This window comes from Phytohabitans maris (assembly GCF_031085175.1).
Classification (GTDB): domain Bacteria; phylum Actinomycetota; class Actinomycetes; order Mycobacteriales; family Micromonosporaceae; genus Phytohabitans; species Phytohabitans maris.
The window spans coordinates 59626-78101 of sequence record NZ_JAVHUY010000011.1 but is presented as its reverse complement, the minus strand read 5'-3'; the positions used below and the strand labels follow the sequence as shown (position 1 = coordinate 78101).

The window sequence follows — 18476 nt, the reverse complement described above, 5'->3', positions numbered from 1 at the left end:
TTGCGGCCTGGCTACCCTCGACTATGAGGTTCCGGCCGGGCTCGCCCGGCTCTGCCGGGCCCACCCAGTTCGGGGGGAGGAGATCATGGCAGACCCGACCCAGCCATGGGCCGAGCGGACGGTGGACCTGCCGCCGCAGGCGCCGCTGCCGCAGTCGTACCAGCGGGGGGTGGCCCAGGTCCAGCCGAGGGCGACCGCGCCGGGCACGCCGGCCGCGCCGCACGAGCCGACCGCCACGGGGTGGCCGCAGGCCGAGCCGGACCCGAGGTGGGCCCCGCAGGGCTACCGCCGGGGCCAGTGGCGGATCGGCAGCGGGTGGACGCTCTTCGGCGGTCTGGTCGCGTTCGTCTGTTGGGGCATCTGGGCGATTTCCACCCGGGGCAACCTGGTCAGCCCGGTGCTCACGTTCGTCCTGTCGTTGGGCGTGGCGGCCGGCCTGTTCGCGCTCTGCCGGCTCGTCGGCAAGGTCATCCTGGAGCGCCAGCTCGGCCGGGTCCGGCGCAGCGCACGCGGCGCCCACCTCGTCACCGCGATCTTCCTGGTCGGCGTCGGCATCGCCTACCTGCGCCAGACCGAGTGGGTCATGGACATCGTCAACTGGGTGCGCGGGCTCTTCTGAGTTCACGCTTCGCGCCGGCAAGGCCACTCTGGGCTACGGCGCCATCGGCCTGCGCAACGCCCGACCTCGGGTGCGCCGGAAGCCCCGTTGATGAGGGGTTTCGAGGGGATGGCGGCCAGCTTGTCACGCCGCAAAATCCCTGATCAACGTCGCGATGAGCATCGATGGTCCGAAATGTCTGATGTTTGAGTGAGTGCTCAAACAACTTCCACGTGCGGTACTTCTAGATCGCTTTGAGTGATCCTAAGAGTGCAAGGCGTCACGGACGGGGGTTGAGGGGGTCACCACCATGTCGTCGGACGTCGATGCTTCGCGTACCGGAAAAGCGCGTCGCATCCCGATATACCGTACACTTCCCGCTCTCGCTAGAAACCCGTTGCGGGCCTTCGAGGAGATCGGCCGGGACACCGACGGCGAGGTGGTCCAGCTCGACCTCGGCCTGCACCGGCCGTACCTGGTGAGCCGCCCCGAGGACATGCAGCACGTGCTGCGCGACCGCGCCGACAACTACGTGCGCGACGGCATGCTGTGGAAGCCGCTGCGCCGGCTCTTCGGCAACGGCCTCGGCATGGACGGCCCGGACTGGGCGCGCAGCCGCCAGCTCATGCTCCCGGTCTTCTCGGCCCGCAACGTGGCGACCATCATGGACGAGCTCACCGCGGCGCTGACCGAGGCGGTGGAGGAGCTCGACCCGTACGCCCGGCGCGAGGAGCCGATCGACACCCGGGTGGAGATGACCCGGATCATCCACCGGGCGCTCATCCGGGTCTTCATCGGCGACGGGATGTCCACAGCGGACGCCGACCGGCTCGGGCACGCGGTGACCGCCGGCTTCACCTCGATCGGGCCGCGGCTGCTGCTGCCGTTCGTACCCGACTCGGTGCCGCTGCCCGGCGACGGCGCGTTCATGCGGGCGGTGCGGCTGGCCGACTCGATCGTGACCCCCTTGGTCCGCCAGCGCCAGCGGGACGGCGCGACCGGCGACGACCTCGTCTCCCTGCTCTGCCGGGCCCGCGACGAAAACGGCGACCCGCTCGACGAAGAGCTGGTCCGCAACGACGTCGTGGCGATGTTCGCGGGGGCGAGTGAGACCTCCGCGGTGACGCTCACCTGGCTGTGGGTGGTGCTCGACGGGCACCCGGAGATCGCCGCCCGGGTGTACGACGAGGTGGACCGCGTGATCGGCGACGGCAAGCCGGGCCCGGCCCACGTGCCGAAGCTCGTCTACACCAAGCAGGTCCTCCAGGAGCTGCTCCGGCTCTACCCGGTCGGCTGGGTCATCCCGCGGTCGGCCAAGGAGACCGACGTCGTCGGCGGGGTTGAGATCCCGGCCGGGAGCACGGTGCTGGCCAGCCCGTACCTGACGCACCGGATGGAGCGGTACTGGGAGCGGCCGTACGACTTCGACCCGGAGCGCTTCTCGCCGGAGCGGTCCGGCCGCCGCGTCCCCTCCTCGTACGTGCCCTTCGGCCTCGGCGCCCACCAGTGCCTCGGCAGCCACTTCTTCATGGTGGAGGCCCAGCTGATCGTCGCCATCATGCTCAGCCGCTACCGGGTGCGCCTGCGCGACTCGGCGCCGGTCGTACCGCAGGCGGCGGCCACGCTGCGCCCGCGCGGCCGGGTGGAGGTGATGCTCTCCTACAGGTCGCCCCAGTAGTCGGTGAGGCCGTAGAAGCCTTTGTTGAAGCCGATGTACCGCTCCAGGAACGCCGCCAGCTCCGGTTGCTCCGCGTGCAGCGGCCGCAGGAGCGCCAGCGCTTCCGCCACCAGTACGCCGATCCGCTCCGTCACGCCGTCACGGGTCACGCCGAGCATCATCGGGTTGAGATCGCCCCACGTCACGTCCCGGTCGTACGTGCCGAGGTCGTTGAGCAGCCGGATCACCTCCTGCACCTTTCGCCCGGCGGCCAACACCTCGCCGGCCCGGGCGACGGGTGGCGGCCCGCTGGTGCTGACCCAGTGCGAGAGGAACACGAATGAGAAGCAGATGTTGTCCGCGTTGTCGAGGTAGTCCTCGAAGGTGGGCAGCGCGGCGGTGTCGCCGGCCTCCCGGCTGGCCTGCCACTCCCATTCGCGGGCCATCGCTTCGACCATCCGTTGAAACTCCAGCCGCCAGGCCGGGCGGAGCGCTGGGTACGCGGGTGCTGCGGAGATCGTCGACAGGATGTCGGCCAGCAACTGTCCCAACAGATCGTCTTCTTCCGCTGGTGTCCCGTCGACAACCGCCAGGCAGCGCCGCACGATTTCCGCCACTTGCGCATGGGACCGCGCCAGATAGTCGATCTGCCAGTCGAGTGCGAAGGCCCAGAGCGTGGCGCGGTTGGCGACCCGTAGCTCGTCGGCGCTGAACCACGGGCCACAGAAAGCGTTTGCCAGTGCCACGGTGCTGTACAGGGCCGGATCGAAGGGATTCGAGGGAAAGAGGGCGGGGTATCGAGCGGCGTACGCTTGCAGATCCCGTTGGGCCTGCCCCGCCACTGCGGAAACACGACCGGAATCCACTGCGGACAGTGCGCCGGCCGCGTCCACTGTGAGTTTTCCCACTTCGACTCCTCTCAATACTTTCCGGTATTCCATTGTCCGGGTGCCGAAGCCGTTTTGATCGAGCGAAAGCGAGAATTTTTCAAGTGGACGCCGAAGAGAGCCTTTCGGGCGGCGGTACCGGCATTGCCGCCGCCGCCCATGAACTGATCGGGCAGTTGACCAAGGAGTCGTGGGGGTATCTGTCCCCGTCGGTCTACGAGACCGGCCGGCTCGTCGCGCTGGCGCCGTGGCTGACCGGGCACGAGCGGCGGATGGAGTTCCTGGCGGCGACCCAGCGCGCGGACGGCGCCTGGGGCACCCCGGAGGAGTACGCGCTGGTCTCCACGCTGAGCGCGACGGACGCGCTGCTCGGGGCCGGCGACGGCCGCTTCCGGGACGTGGCGGCGAAAGGGCTGGCGGTGCTCTTTCGCCGGCTGGCCGGCGGACCCCGGCTGTCCATGCCGGACACTCCGGCGATCGAGATAATCGTTCCGGCGCTCATCGCGTCCATCAACCACCACCTCGAACGGGGTGACGCCGGGTACGGCGCCCGCCTGCCCGTTCCGGACGGGACGGACGGGCCGCGCCTCGCGAAGATCCGTTCCGCGGTCGGGGCCGGCGCGGCGGTGCCGACCAAGCTGCTGCACTCGCTCGAAGTGGCCGGCGACGCCGCCCGGGCGGCCGCGACCGTCCAGCCCGGACCCCGGGGCACGGTCGGCGCGTCACCCGCCGCCACGGCCGCCTGGCTCGGCGGGCCGCCCGGCGACCGGGCCACCGGCGGGGCGGTCGACTACCTCGAGGCCATCGTCGCGCGGCACGGCGGGCCGGTGCCGAGCGTGGTGCCGGTCACCCAGTTCGAGCGGGCCTGGGTCCTCAACACGCTCGCTCGCGCCGGTGTCGAGGTGGCCGTACCGGCCGAGCTGCTCACCGGCATGGCCGAGCACCTCGACGAGCGCGGTACGCCGGGCGGGGCCGGCCTCCCGCCGGACGCCGACACCACGTCGGCGGTACTGCTGGCGCTGGCCCGCTGGGGCGACGACCGCGGGCTGGAGGCGCTGTCGGCGTACGAGACGGACACCCACTTCGTCACCTGGCACGGCGAGCGGACCGCCTCCACGAGCGCCAACGCCCATGTACTGGACGCGCTGGGGGAGCAAGTGATCCGGACGCCGTCACTTAAAGAGAGGTACGCGCGGGCGATAGAAAAGGTGACATTGTGGCTCGCCGGCCAGCAGTCCACTGTGGGAGCCTGGGTGGACAAATGGCACGCGTCGCCCTATTACGCGACCGCCTGCTGTGCTGTCTCGCTGCACCGCTACGGCACCGGCCCGCACGCCGCCGCCGCGGTGGCGCGGGCCCGCGAGTGGGTGGTCGGCACCCAGCGCGCGGACGGCTCGTGGGGCCGCTGGGAGGGCACGCCCGAGGAGACGGCGTACGCATTACAGATTTTGCTGTTGACCGCCGGTGGAGCGGACAGTGCGGCACCGTGGGCGGCCGCACGCGGCTATTCATACTTACGGGCGACCTTTGGTCGGCAGCCGCATCCTCCACTGTGGCACGACAAGGACCTGTACGTACCCGTTGCCATCATCCGAGCAGAAATACTCGCAGCTCTTCACCTTGCCAGCCGCAAGCCGGCGGTATGGACACTCGTCGAACGGCTCGAAAGCGCGCAACAGGCTTAACACACCTGGCCTTGAGTGACGTAACGGACACTGCTACGGTCCCTCGGGTGCCGTCGGTGCCAGTGTTACGCGCCGTTGAGCATTCTCGATGAATCGGGCGAGGATTCCAACCCGGGCAGGTGTGATGAGTTCCCGCAGTTCACGCGTGAGGATCAAGGTTTTCGCACTCCTCCTATCCCTCGCTGCGCTGTGGGCGTTCGCGGCGTTCGTGACGACCCGTGACGGTCTCAACCTCCTGTGGGTGAGCACCCTCGACCAAAAGTACGGCCGGCCGACCGACTCGCTGATCCTCGCGTTGCAGCAGGAGCGCCGCCTCTCGGTGGTCTACCTCGGCAGCGGGCCGCGGGCACAGCGGACCGAGCTGGACGCCCAGCGCGCGCGGACCGACGAGGCCCGGGCCAAGCTCTCCGAGCTGGCCGGCGACACCGACGTGCGGCTGGCCGCGAGCGAGGCCGCCGAGCAGCGCATCGACGAGCTGTTCGACGAGCTCCAGGAGCTCGACTCGGCACGCGAGGCGATCAACACCAGCCGGATCGGCCGGGACGGCGCGTCCAGTGCGTTCACCGGCATGATCGACGCCAGCTTCCGGGTCTTCGGCTCCCTCGCCGGCCTGGACGACCAGGAGATCGCCAAGGACGGCCGCACGCTGGTCCAGCTGACCCGCGCCCGCGAGGTGATCTCGCAGGAGGACGCGCTGGTCAGCGGCGCGCTCGCGGCCGGCCGGATGACCGAGAGCGAGCGGGCGCGGCTGGTCCAGCTCTCCGGCACCCAGCGGTTCCTGCGCACGGAGGCCGTGCCCGAGCTGCATCCGGATGACGCGACCCGCTACAACGACTTGATCAACAGCGCGGCCATGCGCCAGTTCACGACGTACGAGGACCGGCTGATGGGCGAGACCGGCGGCGGCCGGCCCCCGGTCAACGCGGTCGCCTGGCGCGGCGCGGTCGACCCGCTGCTCTCCTCGTTCACCGAAATGGTGGAGGCCGGTGTGGACGACACGGTCGAGCGGGCGACGCCCGCCGCGGTCGGCGTCGTGGTCCGGCTCGGCCTGGCCGGTGGTCTCGGCCTCGTAGCGCTGATCGCCTCGATCATCATGTCCATCACCACGGCCCGCGCGCTGGTGCGCCAGCTCGAGCGCCTCCGCAACGCCGCCTGGGACCTGGCCAACGCCCGGCTGCCGAGCGTCGTCGAGCGGCTGCGCCAGGGTGAGAAGGTCGACGTGGTCGCCGAGGCTCCACCACTGACGTTCGGCAACGACGAGATCGGCCAGGTCGGCCAGGCGATCAACGCGGTCCAGGAGACCGCGATCCGGGCCGCCGTCGACCAGGCCGAGCTGCGCAACGGGGTCCGCGACCTCTTCCTCGGCCTGGCCCGCCGCAACCAGGCGCTGGTGCACCGGCAGCTCAAGGTGCTCGACGAGATCGAGCGGCGGGAGACCGACGCGCACGAGCTGGCCGACCTGTTCAAGGTGGACCACCTGGCCACCCGCATGCGGCGCAACGCGGAAAACCTCATCGTGCTCTCCGGCGCCGTGCCGGGCCGCCGGTGGCGCAACCCGGTGCCCTTCGTCGACGTGGTCCGGGGCGCGGTCGCCGAGGTGGAGGACTACACCCGCGTCTCCGTGCTGCCGATCGACGTGGCGTCGCTCTCCGGCCGGGCGGTCAGCGACGTGATCCACCTGCTCGCCGAGCTGATCGAAAACGCGGCCTCGTTCTCCCCGCCGTACACGATGGTCAACGTCGGCGGGCAGAAGGTGGCCAACGGCTTCGTCGTGGAGATCGAAGACCGCGGCCTCGGCATGAGCGAGCAGGAGCTCGACGCCGCCAACGACCTGGTCAGCAACCCGCCGGAGTTCAACCTCTCCAGCACCGCTCGCCTCGGCCTGTACGTGGTGGGCCGGCTCGCCGAGCGGCACGGCATCGACGTGCGCCTGCGCCGCTCGCCGTACGGCGGCACGATGGCGATCGTCCTGATCCCGTCCACGCTGGTCGTCTCCGACAAGTCGGAGGAGGAGGAAGCGCCGGAGAGTGCCGAGGAGGCGGCGCCGGAAGTCGAGGTCCCCGCCGAGGAGCGCCGGCGCGTGCGCGCGTACCAGTCGCTGCGGTCCACGTCCGACTCCGTTCCGGACGCCCCGGTCACCGCCCCGCCCGCGCCCCCGACGGCGATCGCCCCGCAGCCGGAGGCGCCCGTCTCGCCGGCGCCGATCATCGCCCGCGCCCGGGTCACGCCACCACCACCCGAGCGGCGCGGCGACAACGAGCTGCCCAGCGCCGGCCGGCCGCCGGCCACGGCCGCGACGGATGGGGCGGCGACCAACGGCAGCGGGCACGCCGAGCCGCCGCGCGACGCGGTCACCCTCACCCCGTCCGGCCTGCCGTGGCGGGTGCGCCAGGCGAGCCTCGCGGCGCCGCTGCGGCAGACCCCGCCCGCCCCCGAGGCGCAGCCGCCGGCGTCCACACCGCGTACGCCGGAGCAGACCCGCAGCATGATGTCGTCCTACCAGTCGGCTACCCGGCGCGGCCGCGCCGAGGCGGAGCGGCAGCTCAACGCGGAGACCCCGCCGCCGCCGGCCGAGCCGGATCGGTCAGCCTCGACCGGTGACACCGAGCCCACCGCATAACCCCCGCTCGGCACGTACAGCGCAGAAAGAGGTCGACAAGTGGCCCAGACGACAAGTTCCGTCAGTGACCTGGCTTGGTTGCTGGACGACCTGGTCGAGCGGGTTGACGAGGTCAAGCAGGCCGTGGTGCTCTCCGCGGACGGCCTTCTCATAGCCGCCTCGCGGGATCTGACCCGCGAGGACGCCGAGCATCTCGCGGCGGTCGCGTCCGGATTCCAGAGCCTGGCCCGTGGCGCCGGCCGCCAGTTCAAGGGCGGCAGCGTGCGGCAGACCATCGTGGAGATGGACACGCTCTTCCTCTTCGTGACCGCGGCCGGCCAGCGGGCCAACCTGGCCGTGATCGGCACGGAGGACGCCGACGTCGGGCTCGTGGCGTACGAGATGGCGATGCTCGTGACCCGGGTGGGCCAGTTCCTCACCACGCCCTCGCGGTCCGCCGTGAGCCCGCCCGACGGGAGGTGACCCTTTGGACCCTACGACGCATACGCCGGACGACGAGGTCTGGCACGACGACGAGGCCGGGCCGGTCGTGCGGCCGTACGCGATGACCCGTGGTCGCACCGCGCCGACGCGGGGCGAGTTCGACCTGATCTCGTTGATCGTGGCCACCCGGTCGGTCCCCTCGCTCGCGGCCGGGCTGCAGCCCGAGCACATCACGATCATGCGGCTGGCTCAGCGCCCGCTGTCCGTCGCGGAGGTCGCCGGCCACCTCACGCTCCCGCTCGGGATCGTGCGCGTGCTGCTCGGCGATCTGCTCGACAAGGGATACATCCTGGCCCGCGAGCCCCAACCGACCAGTCACATGCCCCCAGAGCGGATCTTCAAGGCGGTGATCAATGGGCTCCGCTCTCTCTGAGGAGGCGACGGACGCCAGCATCCCGATGGCGATCAAAGTGTTGATCGCTGGCGGTTTCGGAGTCGGCAAGACCACCCTCGTCGGCGCGGTCAGCGAGATCCGCCCGATGCGCACCGAGGAGGTGATCACCGAGGCCAGCGTGGGCGTCGACGACACCTCCGGCGTGGAGGCGAAGACCACGACCACCGTCGCGATGGACTTCGGGCGCATCACGATCTCGGAGGAGGTCGTGCTCTACCTCTTCGGCACACCCGGGCAGGACCGCTTCTGGTTCGTCTGGGACGAGTTGTCGATGGGCGCGGTGGGTGCCGTGGTGCTGGCCGACACGCGCCGGCTGGCGGAGAGCTTCCCGTCGATCGACTACTTCGAGGGGCGGGGCACCCCGTTCATCGTCGCGGTCAACTGCTTCGACGGCGCGCCGCGGTACACGGTCGAGGACGTCAAGCTCGCCCTCAACCTCGACCCCGACGTGCCGCTGCTGCTCTGCGACGCGCGGGAGACCTCCTCGGGCAAGAACGTGCTGATCACGCTGATGCAGCACGCGATGACCAAGGCGGGGGCGGCCCTGGCGGGGTAGCGGTGTGGGCTCGGCCCCCGGGCCGCCGCCACCGGAGAACGTTGACAGTTAACTTTATTCACAGTTATCGTTCTCCCATGCTGGGGAGCGCTCTCAGGGTCGTCCTGGTCGCAGTGGCGGTCGTGACCGGCCAGCTCGCCTTCGCGGGCCCCGCCGCCGCGGCCACCATCTGCAACCGCTACTGCGACGGCCGCGACCCCGCGCTCTCGCCCACCGACCGCCAGCCGGTCAGCACCACCATCTACGGCCGCCGCATCGTGCTGCACTTCGACGACACCGACGCGATGGGCTGGGCCTCGATCGAGACCGGCAACCCGGGCGACGAGGTGTGGCTGGACCGCTCCTTCGACGGCGGGCGCACCTGGGCCGCGGGCAGCCGGCTGGGCAACACCGCGATCCCGGCCGGGCAGCGCGGCTGGCGCACGCTGATGTTCAATGTGGACGACTGGGCCAACCTCGGCGTGGGCGCGCTGCGCGCCTGCGGCAAGGCCGGCGACCGCCCGGAGATCGCCTGTACGGCGTGGGCGCGCACCACGTGGAACGCGGGCGACCGCCGCACCGCCGCCGCCACCGGGCTGATGACGTTCTACGACAACGGCACCGGCCTCTTCGCCACCACCGGCTGGTGGAACTCGGCCAACGCGCTCACCGCCATCATCGACAACATCCGGATCACCGGGATGGGCAGCTACCGGTACGCGATCGCCACCACGTACGACCGCAACCTCGGCGCGCACTTCGGCAACTTCACCAACGACTACATCGACGACACCGGTTGGTGGGGTTTGGCCTGGGTCGCCGCGTACGACCTGACCGGCGACAGCCGCTACCTCAACACGGCACGCGCGGACGCCGACTACATGCACCGCTACTGGGACGGCACCTGTGGCGGCGGGGTCTGGTGGAGCACCGCGCGCACGTACAAGAACGCCATCTCCAACAGCCTCTACCTCCAGCTCAACGCCGCGCTGCACAACCGGATCCCGGGCGACACCGTGTACCTGCAACGCGCCCGGGCGCAGTGGCAGTGGTTTCAGGGCACCGGCATGCTCAACACAGCCGGCCTGGTCAACGACGGCATCGACCTGGGCACCTGCCGCAACAACGGGCAGCCCGTGTGGTCGTACAACCAGGGGGTCCCGCTCGCCGGCCTGGTCGAGCTGCACCGCGCCACCGGCGACGCCGCGCTGCTGACCGCCGCACGCCGGATGGCCGACGCCTCCACGACCAACGCCACGCTCAACCCCGGCGGGATCCTGGCCGACCCGTGCGAGACCGGCAACTGCGGTGGCGACGGCCCGTCCTTCAAGGGCATCTACGTGCGTGGCCTGCGCGCGCTCAACGCGGTGCTCGCCGACCGCCCGTACAGCGGGTACCTGACCCGCCAGGCGGACACCGCGTACGCCCGCGACCGCAACCCCCTCGACCAGTACGGCCTGCGCTGGGCCGGGCCCCTCGACACCACGGACGCCGCCCGGCAGCAGAGCGCCCTGGACGCGATGAATTCGTCCTCCCCGCTGTGAGCACCCCGTCATCACAGCCAATCACCCCGACTCCAAATCCTCCTAGAGGGCGTCCAACCGTCCACGTTGGTCGGTGCGGGAGCGCTCGATGTCCGCGGCGAGGGCCTTCGCTCCGGGGTCGCTGCCGGACTTCTGCTCCGCCTGCGCGAGCCGGATCGACTGGTCGATGTGCGCCCGCATCGCCGTCGCGAAGATGTATGCGGCGTCGGTGCCGGTCGCCACCCGTAGCGCCTTGACCGTCTCGCCGGTCGCCATGCCGGGCATGTCGTGCCCCTCGTGCGGGTTGGCGGTGGGGCCGCCGGAGCGCGCGTGCAGCGCCCGCAGCCGGGTGAGCTCGTCGCGGTGCTCGGTCGCGAGCCGCCGGGCCAGGTCCTTCAGTCCGGGGTCGGTGGTGCGTGCCGGCACCAGGTCGAGCACCGTGAGCGCCCGCTCGTCCATGGCGATGGCCAGCTGGAGCCAGGCGGTGTCGGTGACGCTGAATCCGCCCGCCGCCGCCTGTGCCGCCGGCACCGTCGTCGCCGGCAGGGGAGCGGGCGGGGCGGGGTCGGGCGAGCCGCCACAGCCCAGCAGGACGGCGAGCGCCATCGCGAACGGGACAGCCCGGCGGATAGCACGCACGACTCGGTTATACCGCACCCGGCTGGGGAGCGCTCTCCCAGAACGGGGCTGGACGCGCTCCCACATTTCCGTAAGGCGCGGAGGCGTTGGTCCAGGCCAGCCCTGGTGGGGCATCGAACGCCGCCACTACCTGCGGAAACACATCGAGGCATTGACACATTGCCATGAAGGGGTCACAGTGACGGCAGGAGAGCGCTCTCTTATCGGCGTGGCACATGTTCGCGGACAACTTCACGACCCCACACCACCCGAAGGAGTATCCGATGGATCGGGCCACCCCACCGCCCGGCGCATCTCCTCGCGGCGTGCCCCGCCGCGGCCCCGCCACCCTCGCCGTCGCGCTGATCGCACTGCTCGGCGGCTACGTCGTCGTGACGGCGACCTCCGCCGCGGCGGCCGAGACGCTGCTTTCCCAAGGGCGTCCCGTGACGGCGTCCTCCACCGAGTCCGCCGCCTACCCCGCGTCGGCGGCCGTCGACGGCAACACGGGCACCCGCTGGTCCAGCGCCTTTTCGGATCCACAGTGGATCCAGGTCGACCTCGGCGCGCCCGTGCCGCTCACCCGCGTCGTGCTCAACTGGGAGGGCGCCTACTCCCGCGCGTTCACGCTCCAGATCTCGGCCGACGCGACCGCCTGGACCACCGTGCACACGACGACCGCCGGCACCGGCGGCGTCCAGACCCTCGCCGTCTCCGGCACCGGCCGCTACGTGCGGCTGAACTCCACCGTCCGCGCCACCGCGTGGGGCGTGTCGCTCTGGGAGCTTCAGGTCTACGGCGACACCGGCACGTCGGCCTGTGGCCCGGCGAACGCCGCGCAGGGCCGTCCGGCCACCGCCTCCTCGACGGAGAACGCGGGCTTCCCCGCCACCAACGCCGTGGACGGCAACGCCGGCACCCGCTGGTCGAGCGCGGCCGCCGATCCACAGTGGATCCAAGTCGACCTCGGCACCAACCAGACGATCTGCGGCGTCACCCTGCGGTGGGAGGCGGCGTACGCGACCGCGTTCCAGGTCCAGTTCTCGACCACCGCGTCGACCTGGACCACCGGGTACTCGACGACGACCGGCACCGGCGGCACGCAGGCGCTCGCGCTGAGCGGCACCGGGCGGTACGTGCGGGTCTACACCACGGCGCGCGCCACACCGTACGGCGTCTCGCTGTGGGAGTTCGAGGTGCACACCGGAAGCCCCACGACGCCGCCGACCACGCCGCCCACGAGCCCGCCGCCGGGTGATTCGGTGCTGCTGTCGTACGACAAGCCGGCCGTCGCCTCCTCCAACCAGCACGACGGCACCTGCTGGGAGTGCGTGCCGGCGCGGGCGTTCGACCTGGACCCGGCGAGCCGGTGGGCGACCGCCAACCCGGGCGGCTGGGTCGATCCCGGCTGGATCTACGTGGACCTCGGCGCCACCGCCACGATCCGGCAGGTCGTGCTCCAGTGGGACCCGGCGTACGCGTCGGCGTACCAGATCCAGGTCTCGCCGGACGCCAACGCCTGGACGTCCATCTACTCCACGACGACCGGGCGCGGCTTCAAGGAGACGATCAGCGTCACCGGCACCGGCCGCTACGTGCGGATGTACGGCACCGCACGGGGCACACCGTATGGTTACTCGCTCTGGGAGTTCCAGGTCTACGGCAGCGGTGGCAACCCGACCCCGCCACCGGCGCAGCCGGCCGACCCGACGTTCCCCACCGACCGTCTGGTGTGGAGCGACGAGTTCAACGGCGGCGCGGGCAGCAAGCCCGATCCGGCGAAGTGGACGATCGACCCGGGCACCGGGCAGAACAACGAGCTCCAGTACTACACGAACAACAACAACGTGCAGATGGACGGCGCCGGGTCGCTGGTCATCGAGGCGCGCCGCGAGGCCGCCGGCGGACGGGAGTACACCTCGCACCGGATGAACACGGGCAGCAAGCTTCACGTCCAGTATGGACGGATCGAGGCCCGGGTGCGGGTGCCCAAGGGGAACGGTCTCTGGCCGGCCTTCTGGATGATGGGTGCCGACTTCCTCGCCGTGGCCGTACAACGGCGAGATCGACATCATGGAGGTCCTCGGCCGCAACACGCTCGAGGGCTACTCCACGCTGCACGCGCCGGCCTACAACGGCGGGGCGGGCTACGGCCAGAAGTACACGGTGCCGGGCGGCGCCGACCTGTCCGCGGCCTTCCACGTCTGGTCGGTCGAGTGGGACAGCAGGGGCATGACGTTCAAGCTCGACGGCAGCACGGTCTTTGTCGCCAGCAAGGCCACAGTGGAGTCGACGCGCGGCCCGTGGGTCTTTGACCACCCGTTCTACATCATCCTCAACCTCGCCGTCGGCGGGGACTTTCCTGGGCCGGTGGACGGCACCACGCCCTTCCCGTCCCGGATGTACGTCGACTACGTCCGCGTCTACCAGTAGGAGCTTCACATGCGAGCCACCGGACGGAGGAAGGCGGCACTCGCCGTCGCCTTCCTCGCACTCCTCACCGGGTACGTCGCGGTCAACGCCGCGAGCGCCCAAGCCGCCGACCCGCTGATCTCCCAGGGCCGCACCGCCACGGCCTCCTCGACGGAGAACGCGGGCACGCCCGCCTCCGCCGCCGTGGACGGCAACGCCGGCACCCGCTGGTCGAGCGCGTTCGCCGATCCACAGTGGATCCAGATCGACCTTGGCGCGGCCGCCACGATCAGCCGGGTGGTGCTCAACTGGGAGGGCGCATACTCTCGCGCCTTCACCATCCAGGCCTCGGCCAACGGCAGCACCTGGAGCACCATCCACACGACGACCAACGGCAGCGGTGGCGTGCAAGACCTGAGCGTCTCCGGCTCGGGGCGGTACGTGCGGCTCAACTCGACCGTCCGCGCCACCGCCTGGGGCGTCTCGCTCTGGGAGTTCCAGGTCTACGGCGCCGGGGGCGCGCCGTCACCGCCGCCCTCCGGCCCGATCGTGCGGGTCGCCGAGTTCCTCGCCGACTGCCCGTTCAGTCACCGGCTCCCGGACGACCCCATCGTGTTTCCGAACCTGCCGGGCGCCTCGCACATGCACAGCTTCTTCGGCAGCCGGGTCACCGACGCGTACAGCGACGTCTCCGACCTGATGAACGGTGCCAGCAACTGCAGCCCGGCCGTGGACACCTCCTCGTACTGGGTGCCCACGTTCTACGTCAACGACCAGCCGGTCGAACCGGTCACCGGCATCTTCTACTACCTCGGTGAGGGCGTGAACAACGACGTCATCGCCCGCATCCAGCCGTTCCCACTGGGGCTGCGGATCGTCGCCGGCAACGCCAAGGCGACGGCACCCGACGAGACCACCATCTCTCGCTGGTCCTGCCTGCACCACAACGAGGCCGGTGCGTCCAAGGACTTCCTCACCTGCCCACCGGACAGCATGATCGAGTCCTACTTGGACTTCCCGCAGTGCTGGAACGGTCGCGACCTCGACTCGGCCGACCACAAGAGCCACATGGCGTACCCGGTCGCCGGCAACTGCCCGTCCACCCACCCGGTGCCGGTGCCGAAGCTCCGCCAGGTGCTCCGCTACCCGGCCAACGGCGACCCGGCGCGCTTCCGCCTCTCGTCCGGCCGAGGATTCACCATGCACGGTGACTTCTTCAACGCCTGGCCGGTGGCCGAGCTCGAACGGCGGGTGCGCGACTGCATCCGGCCGATCATCAAGTGCGGCGTCAACGGGACGCCGTGACCGACGAACAGTCCCGCCGGCCCGGCAACGGGTCGGCGGGGCGCCCCACGCTGGAAGAGGTGGCCGTCGCGGCCGGTGTCTCGCGCGCCACCGTCTCCCGGGTCATCAACGCGGTGCCCACTGTGGACCCACGCATCCGGGCCGCCGTGGAGCGCGCGATCGCGGAGATCGGGTACGTGCCGAACCTCGCCGCCCGCTCACTGGTGACCCGCCGCACCGACTCGGTCGCGCTGGTCATCTCGGAGCCGCCCGGCCACGGCGCGTTCCTCAACCGGCTCTTCACCGACCCGTACATCGGCCGGGTCACCGCCGGGGCGCAGGAGGTGCTCCGCCCCGAGGGCATCCACCTGGTGATCATCCCGGCCGACCCGCCCGGCCACCATCTCGTGCTGCGGTACCTGCGGCAGGGGCACGTCGACGGGGTACTGCTGATCTCCAACCACAGCGCCGACCCGCTGCCCCGCCAGCTGTACGACCTGCGCGTCCCCGCGGTGCTCTCGGCCCGCCCGGCCCGGCCGGTGCCGCACAGCTACGTCGACGTCGACCAGCAGGCCGGCGCGCGGCTGGCCGCCGAGCACCTGCTCGCCCTCGGCCGCCGCCACCTCGTGACGATCTGCGGGCCGCAGGACATCCCGCCCGGCCAGGAGCGGCTGGTGGGCTTCCGCGCGGCGGTGGGTGGCAATGTGCCGTACGTGGCGGGCGACTTCACCCGGGCCAGCGGCGAGGCGGCGGTCCGGCGGCTGATCGAGCGGCACCCGGAGACCGACGGGATCTTCGTCGCCAACGACCTGATGGCCGAGGGCGCTGTGCGCGTGCTGGGGGAGCTGGGCCGGCGGGTGCCGCAGGACGTGGCGGTGGTCGGCTTCGACGACAGCAGCGCCGCCCTCGACGCCCGCCCGCCGCTGACCACGATCCACCAGCCGGTCGAGGAGATGGCCGGCGAGATGGCCCAGCTGCTGCTCGCCCGGCTCCGCGACCCGCGCCGTACCCCTCGGTCGGTGATCTTCAGCCCGTCGCTCGTGGTGCGGCAGTCGGCTTGAGCTCGCGCCGCACCGCGATGTCGGCCAACCGCCCGAGTATCTCGGTGCTGCGCGGTCCCAGCAGGATCGACTGGAGTGGGCGCGGCAGAAACCGGCCGGCGCCAGCGGTCAGCTCGTACGACAGGGTCGCCCGGGTCGCCGAGTCGACCGGTTCGAGGTCGAGCCGGACCGTCGCCGCGCCGAGCGGCCACGCCCGGGCGTGCAGTTCGAGCATCCGGCCGGGGACGACCGCCTCTACCGAGGTCACGTCCTTGATGTGCAGGGGCCATGGTCCGACCTGGTGGTGGATCCGGGCGCCGAGGGAGGGCCACCCGGCGTCGACGTCGCGGATGTGCGAGGCGCCGACGACCCAGCTGGCGTAGCTCCAACCATCTGCCAGCACCGCGAACACGCGTTCCGGGGATGTGTTGATGATTCTTGATCTCGCCGCCATCGCGCTCTCCCCTCGAAGCCGGTGCTCCGCTCCTTTCCCGCCCGCCAGCAGACTAAAGCGGCTAGGCTCGGGCGATACCAGAAATGTCGGATACGCGAGCACGCGTGCGCGAGTCTGGGGGAGCCGATGAAAGCGTTCGTGATGAAGCGGATCGGCGAGGTTGGATTCCTGGACAAGCCGATGCCCAGTCCCGGCCCCAATGACGCGGTCGTGCGGACGACGTCCGCGCTGATCTGTACGTCCGACTCCCACACGGTCGCGGGTGGCATCGGTCCCCGGGAGGATCTGACACTCGGCCACGAAGCGGTCGGGGTCGTCGCCGAGGTGGGCAGCGAGGTGCGGGCCTTCCGCCCCGGTGACCGGGTCCTGGTCGGTGCCATCACACCCGATTGGGGTGACCCGGCGGCGCAGGGCGGACACGCGTCCCAGTCGTCGACGTCGTCGAGCGGGTCATGGAGCTGACGGACGGCCAGGGTGTGGACACGGCGATCGAGGCGCTCGGCGCCGACGCCACGTTCCAGCTGGCCATAAAGATCACAAAGCCGGGCGGGACCGTCTCCAACATCGGCTACTTCGGCGACGGGGAGTACGTGCGCATCCCCCGTGTCGAGTGGGGCGTCGGCATGGCGGACAAGACGATCGCCACGGGGCTGTGTCCGGGCGGCCGGCTGCGGATGGAGCGGCTGCTGCGGGTGCTGGAGACCAAGCGGGTCGACCCGACGTTGATGACCACCCACACGTTCGGCTTCGACGAGATGGAACGGGCCTTCGAGGTGGCGGACCAGAAGCTGGAAGACGCCGTGAAGGTGCTGATCAGGTTCTGACATGCTCGATCGCCAGGGGGCGTCACGATCGCGCGCGAGGGCAGGTGCCACGAGATGATCCAGCGGCTCGCCATCCTCGGCGCCACCGGCGACCTCACCGCCCGCTACCTGCTGCCGGGGCTCGCGGCGCTGCGAGCGGCCGGCGAGATCGGTGCGGAGTTTCGGCTCGTCGGGGTCGGCCAGCGGGAGCTGTCCGAGGAGGCGTTCCGGCAGTGGGCGGCGACCCAACTCGACCGGCATGCGGCGCAGGTGCCCGCCGCCGCGCGACAGGCCATCGTGAACGCGTCCCACTACCACCGGGCGGACGTCACGGACCCGACCAGCATGGCCGCCGTACTCCCCGGCGGCGATCCGGTCGCGGCCTACCTGGCGCTCCCGCCGTCCATCTTTCCGGCCGCCGTGACGGCCCTGCACCGTGCGGGCGGCGCGGCGGGAAGCATCGTCGTGCTGGAGAAGCCGTTCAGCGAGGACCTGGCCGGAGCGATCGAACTCAACCGGCTCCTGGCCGACCTCTACAGCGAGCGGGACGTGTTTCGCGTCGACCACTTCCTGGCCATGACCACCGTCCAGAACGTCCTCGGCATCCGGCTCGCCAACCGGGTCCTGGAACCCATCTGGAACAGCGCGCACATCGCCAAAGTCGACATCGTCTGGGACGAGTCCCTGGCGCTGGAAGGCCGCGCCGGCTACTACGACGGTGTCGGGGCGCTGAAGGACATGCTGCAGAACCATTTGCTGCAACTGCTCTGCCTCACCGCCATGGAGCCGCCGCTCAGCCTCGGCGACCGCGACCTGCGCGACCGCAAAGTCGACGTGCTGCGCTCCATCCGCCCGTTGAGCCCGGAAGACGCGATCCAGCGGACCCGCCGCGCCCGCTACACGAGCGGTCAGATCGGCGACCGCGCCATCCCCGCGTACGCCGAGGAGGGCGGCGTGGACCCGGCCCACCGCACCGAGACCTTCGCCGAGATGCATCTCGAACTGGACAGCTGGCGCTGGGCCGGTACCGTCTTCCGGCTCCGTACCGGCAAGGCGCTGCGCACCGACCGCAAACAGATCGCCGTGCACTTCCGCCCGGTCCCGCACCTGCCCTTCGAGCACGACGGGCAGGCCCGACCCAACGTGCTCCGCTTCCACCTGGAACCGGAAAGCGTGGCGCTGGAACTGACCGGCACCGGCCCCCGGTCGGACACCCTCGCGCCGCTCGCCCTCGCCGCCAACCTGGAACCGGGCGCGCTGCCACCGTACGGGCGCCTGCTGCTCGACGTCCTCAAGCGCAACACCGCACTCTCCATCCGCGCCGACGAGGCCGAGCAGTCCTGGCAGGTCGTCACCCCGGTGCTGGACGCCTGGTCGAAAGACCTCGTGCCGCTGCACGAGTACCGGGCCGGATCGAGTGGACCCCCGCGGCTCCCGCGAGTCCCGCCACAGTGACGGGCCGGGGCCGTCCCACGGACGGCCC

General features: G+C 71.0%; 17 protein-coding genes and 1 pseudogene. 15 read left to right on the top strand and 3 right to left on the bottom strand.

Annotated elements, in window-relative coordinates; translation table 11 throughout:
• Positions 1-85 precede the first annotated feature (85 nt).
• Both RB614_RS13760 and RB614_RS13755 read left to right on the top strand, forming a co-directional pair.
• Positions 86-619, top strand: coding sequence for a hypothetical protein (locus RB614_RS13760; RefSeq protein WP_308712855.1), 534 nt, complete (start codon positions 86-88; stop codon positions 617-619).
• Positions 620-908: 289 nt separating this feature from the next.
• Positions 909-2276 (top strand): cytochrome P450, encoded by a 1368-nt coding sequence (locus RB614_RS13755; protein WP_308712854.1) that lies wholly within the window; start codon positions 909-911, stop codon positions 2274-2276.
• Here the strand turns inward: RB614_RS13755 and RB614_RS13750 are convergent.
• Entirely contained in the window at positions 2258-3163 is a 906-nt protein-coding gene (locus RB614_RS13750) for a terpene synthase family protein (protein WP_308712853.1), read from the bottom strand. The two genes, RB614_RS13755 and RB614_RS13750, sit on opposite strands and share 19 nt — an antisense overlap.
• An 83-nt stretch (positions 3164-3246) precedes the next feature.
• Between RB614_RS13750 and RB614_RS13745 the strand changes: the two genes are divergently transcribed.
• The 6 genes from RB614_RS13745 to RB614_RS13720 all read left to right on the top strand — a co-directional run bounded on the left by RB614_RS13745 (position 3247) and on the right by RB614_RS13720 (position 10403).
• The gene (locus RB614_RS13745) at positions 3247-4827 is read left to right on the top strand and encodes a prenyltransferase/squalene oxidase repeat-containing protein (protein ID WP_308712852.1); all 1581 of its coding nucleotides are present in this window, start codon (positions 3247-3249) and stop codon (positions 4825-4827) included.
• Between the two features lie 145 nt (positions 4828-4972).
• Positions 4973-7447: a sensor histidine kinase gene (locus tag RB614_RS13740; RefSeq protein ID WP_308712851.1), complete on the top strand. Its 2475-nt coding sequence runs from the start codon at positions 4973-4975 to the stop codon at positions 7445-7447.
• Between the two features lie 39 nt (positions 7448-7486).
• Complete coding sequence (locus RB614_RS13735) at positions 7487-7909, top strand: roadblock/LC7 domain-containing protein (protein WP_308712850.1); 423 nt, start codon at positions 7487-7489, stop codon at positions 7907-7909.
• 82 nt (positions 7910-7991) lie between these two features.
• A complete protein-coding gene (locus RB614_RS13730; RefSeq protein ID WP_428983003.1) occupies positions 7992-8303 on the top strand; it encodes a DUF742 domain-containing protein in 312 nt (103 codons plus the stop codon).
• Complete coding sequence (locus tag RB614_RS13725) at positions 8284-8880, top strand: GTP-binding protein (protein WP_308712848.1); 597 nt, start codon at positions 8284-8286, stop codon at positions 8878-8880. Before RB614_RS13730 ends, RB614_RS13725 begins: the two co-directional genes overlap by 20 nt.
• 77 nt (positions 8881-8957) lie before the next feature.
• Complete coding sequence (locus tag RB614_RS13720; RefSeq protein WP_308712847.1) at positions 8958-10403, top strand: glycoside hydrolase family 76 protein; 1446 nt, start codon at positions 8958-8960, stop codon at positions 10401-10403.
• Positions 10404-10445: 42 nt separating this feature from the next.
• Here RB614_RS13720 and RB614_RS13715 read toward each other — a convergent pair whose 3' ends face one another.
• Positions 10446-11021, bottom strand: a complete 576-nt coding sequence (locus RB614_RS13715; protein WP_308712846.1) for a DUF305 domain-containing protein — start codon at positions 11019-11021, stop codon at positions 10446-10448.
• Positions 11022-11236: 215 nt separating this feature from the next.
• On the opposite strand from RB614_RS13715, the pseudogene RB614_RS13710 reads away from it, so the two are divergent.
• The 4 genes and pseudogenes from RB614_RS13710 to RB614_RS13695 form a co-directional block, all read left to right on the top strand.
• Positions 11237-12970, top strand: a pseudogene (locus RB614_RS13710) (discoidin domain-containing protein); the annotation flags it as partial.
• Between the two features lie 103 nt (positions 12971-13073).
• Positions 13074-13433, top strand: coding sequence for a glycoside hydrolase family 16 protein (locus RB614_RS13705; protein ID WP_308712845.1), 360 nt, complete (start codon positions 13074-13076; stop codon positions 13431-13433).
• 9 nt (positions 13434-13442) lie between these two features.
• Positions 13443-14717 carry a DUF1996 domain-containing protein gene (locus RB614_RS13700; RefSeq protein WP_308712844.1) on the top strand — a complete coding sequence of 425 codons (1275 nt, stop codon included), beginning with the start codon at positions 13443-13445 and terminating at the stop codon, positions 14715-14717.
• Positions 14714-15757 carry a LacI family DNA-binding transcriptional regulator gene (locus RB614_RS13695; RefSeq protein WP_308712843.1) on the top strand — a complete coding sequence of 348 codons (1044 nt, stop codon included), beginning with the start codon at positions 14714-14716 and terminating at the stop codon, positions 15755-15757. The genes RB614_RS13700 and RB614_RS13695 overlap by 4 nt, the downstream gene beginning before the upstream one ends.
• Here the strand turns inward: RB614_RS13695 and RB614_RS13690 are convergent.
• Entirely contained in the window at positions 15723-16190 is a 468-nt protein-coding gene (locus RB614_RS13690) for an SRPBCC family protein (RefSeq protein WP_308712842.1), read from the bottom strand. The genes RB614_RS13695 and RB614_RS13690 overlap by 35 nt on opposite strands.
• Positions 16191-16316: 126 nt before the next feature.
• Here RB614_RS13690 and RB614_RS13685 point away from each other — a divergent pair, with 126 nt between their 5' ends.
• The 3 genes from RB614_RS13685 to RB614_RS13675 are packed head-to-tail and all read left to right on the top strand — an operon-like array spanning position 16317 to position 18448.
• The gene (locus RB614_RS13685) at positions 16317-16652 is read left to right on the top strand and encodes an alcohol dehydrogenase catalytic domain-containing protein (protein ID WP_308712841.1); all 336 of its coding nucleotides are present in this window, start codon (positions 16317-16319) and stop codon (positions 16650-16652) included.
• Positions 16643-17014 carry a zinc-binding dehydrogenase gene (locus tag RB614_RS13680; RefSeq protein WP_308712840.1) on the top strand — a complete coding sequence of 124 codons (372 nt, stop codon included), beginning with the start codon at positions 16643-16645 and terminating at the stop codon, positions 17012-17014. Before RB614_RS13685 ends, RB614_RS13680 begins: the two co-directional genes overlap by 10 nt.
• Positions 17015-17068: 54 nt before the next feature.
• Positions 17069-18448 carry a glucose-6-phosphate dehydrogenase gene (locus RB614_RS13675; RefSeq protein ID WP_308712839.1) on the top strand — a complete coding sequence of 460 codons (1380 nt, stop codon included), beginning with the start codon at positions 17069-17071 and terminating at the stop codon, positions 18446-18448.
• The last annotated feature ends 28 nt before the right edge of the window (positions 18449-18476 follow it).

What these genes read in the sequence shown, in the direction of transcription:
- RB614_RS13760 (WP_308712855.1), top strand. Translation starts at nt 86, where the DNA reads ATGGCAGACCCGACCCAGCCATGGGCCGAGCGGACGGTGGACCTGCCG.
- RB614_RS13755 (WP_308712854.1), top strand. Translation starts at nt 909, where the DNA reads ATGTCGTCGGACGTCGATGCTTCGCGTACCGGAAAAGCGCGTCGCATC.
- RB614_RS13730 (WP_428983003.1), top strand. Translation starts at nt 7,992, where the DNA reads ATGACCCGTGGTCGCACCGCGCCGACGCGGGGCGAGTTCGACCTGATC.
- RB614_RS13725 (WP_308712848.1), top strand. Translation starts at nt 8,284, where the DNA reads ATGGGCTCCGCTCTCTCTGAGGAGGCGACGGACGCCAGCATCCCGATG.
- RB614_RS13720 (WP_308712847.1), top strand. Translation starts at nt 8,958, where the DNA reads ATGCTGGGGAGCGCTCTCAGGGTCGTCCTGGTCGCAGTGGCGGTCGTG.
- RB614_RS13705 (WP_308712845.1), top strand. Translation starts at nt 13,074, where the DNA reads ATGGAGGTCCTCGGCCGCAACACGCTCGAGGGCTACTCCACGCTGCAC.
- RB614_RS13700 (WP_308712844.1), top strand. Translation starts at nt 13,443, where the DNA reads ATGCGAGCCACCGGACGGAGGAAGGCGGCACTCGCCGTCGCCTTCCTC.
- RB614_RS13690 (WP_308712842.1), bottom strand. Translation starts at nt 16,190, where the DNA reads ATGGCGGCGAGATCAAGAATCATCAACACATCCCCGGAACGCGTGTTC.
- RB614_RS13685 (WP_308712841.1), top strand. Translation starts at nt 16,317, where the DNA reads ATGAAAGCGTTCGTGATGAAGCGGATCGGCGAGGTTGGATTCCTGGAC.
- RB614_RS13680 (WP_308712840.1), top strand. Translation starts at nt 16,643, where the DNA reads ATGGAGCTGACGGACGGCCAGGGTGTGGACACGGCGATCGAGGCGCTC.
- RB614_RS13675 (WP_308712839.1), top strand. Translation starts at nt 17,069, where the DNA reads ATGATCCAGCGGCTCGCCATCCTCGGCGCCACCGGCGACCTCACCGCC.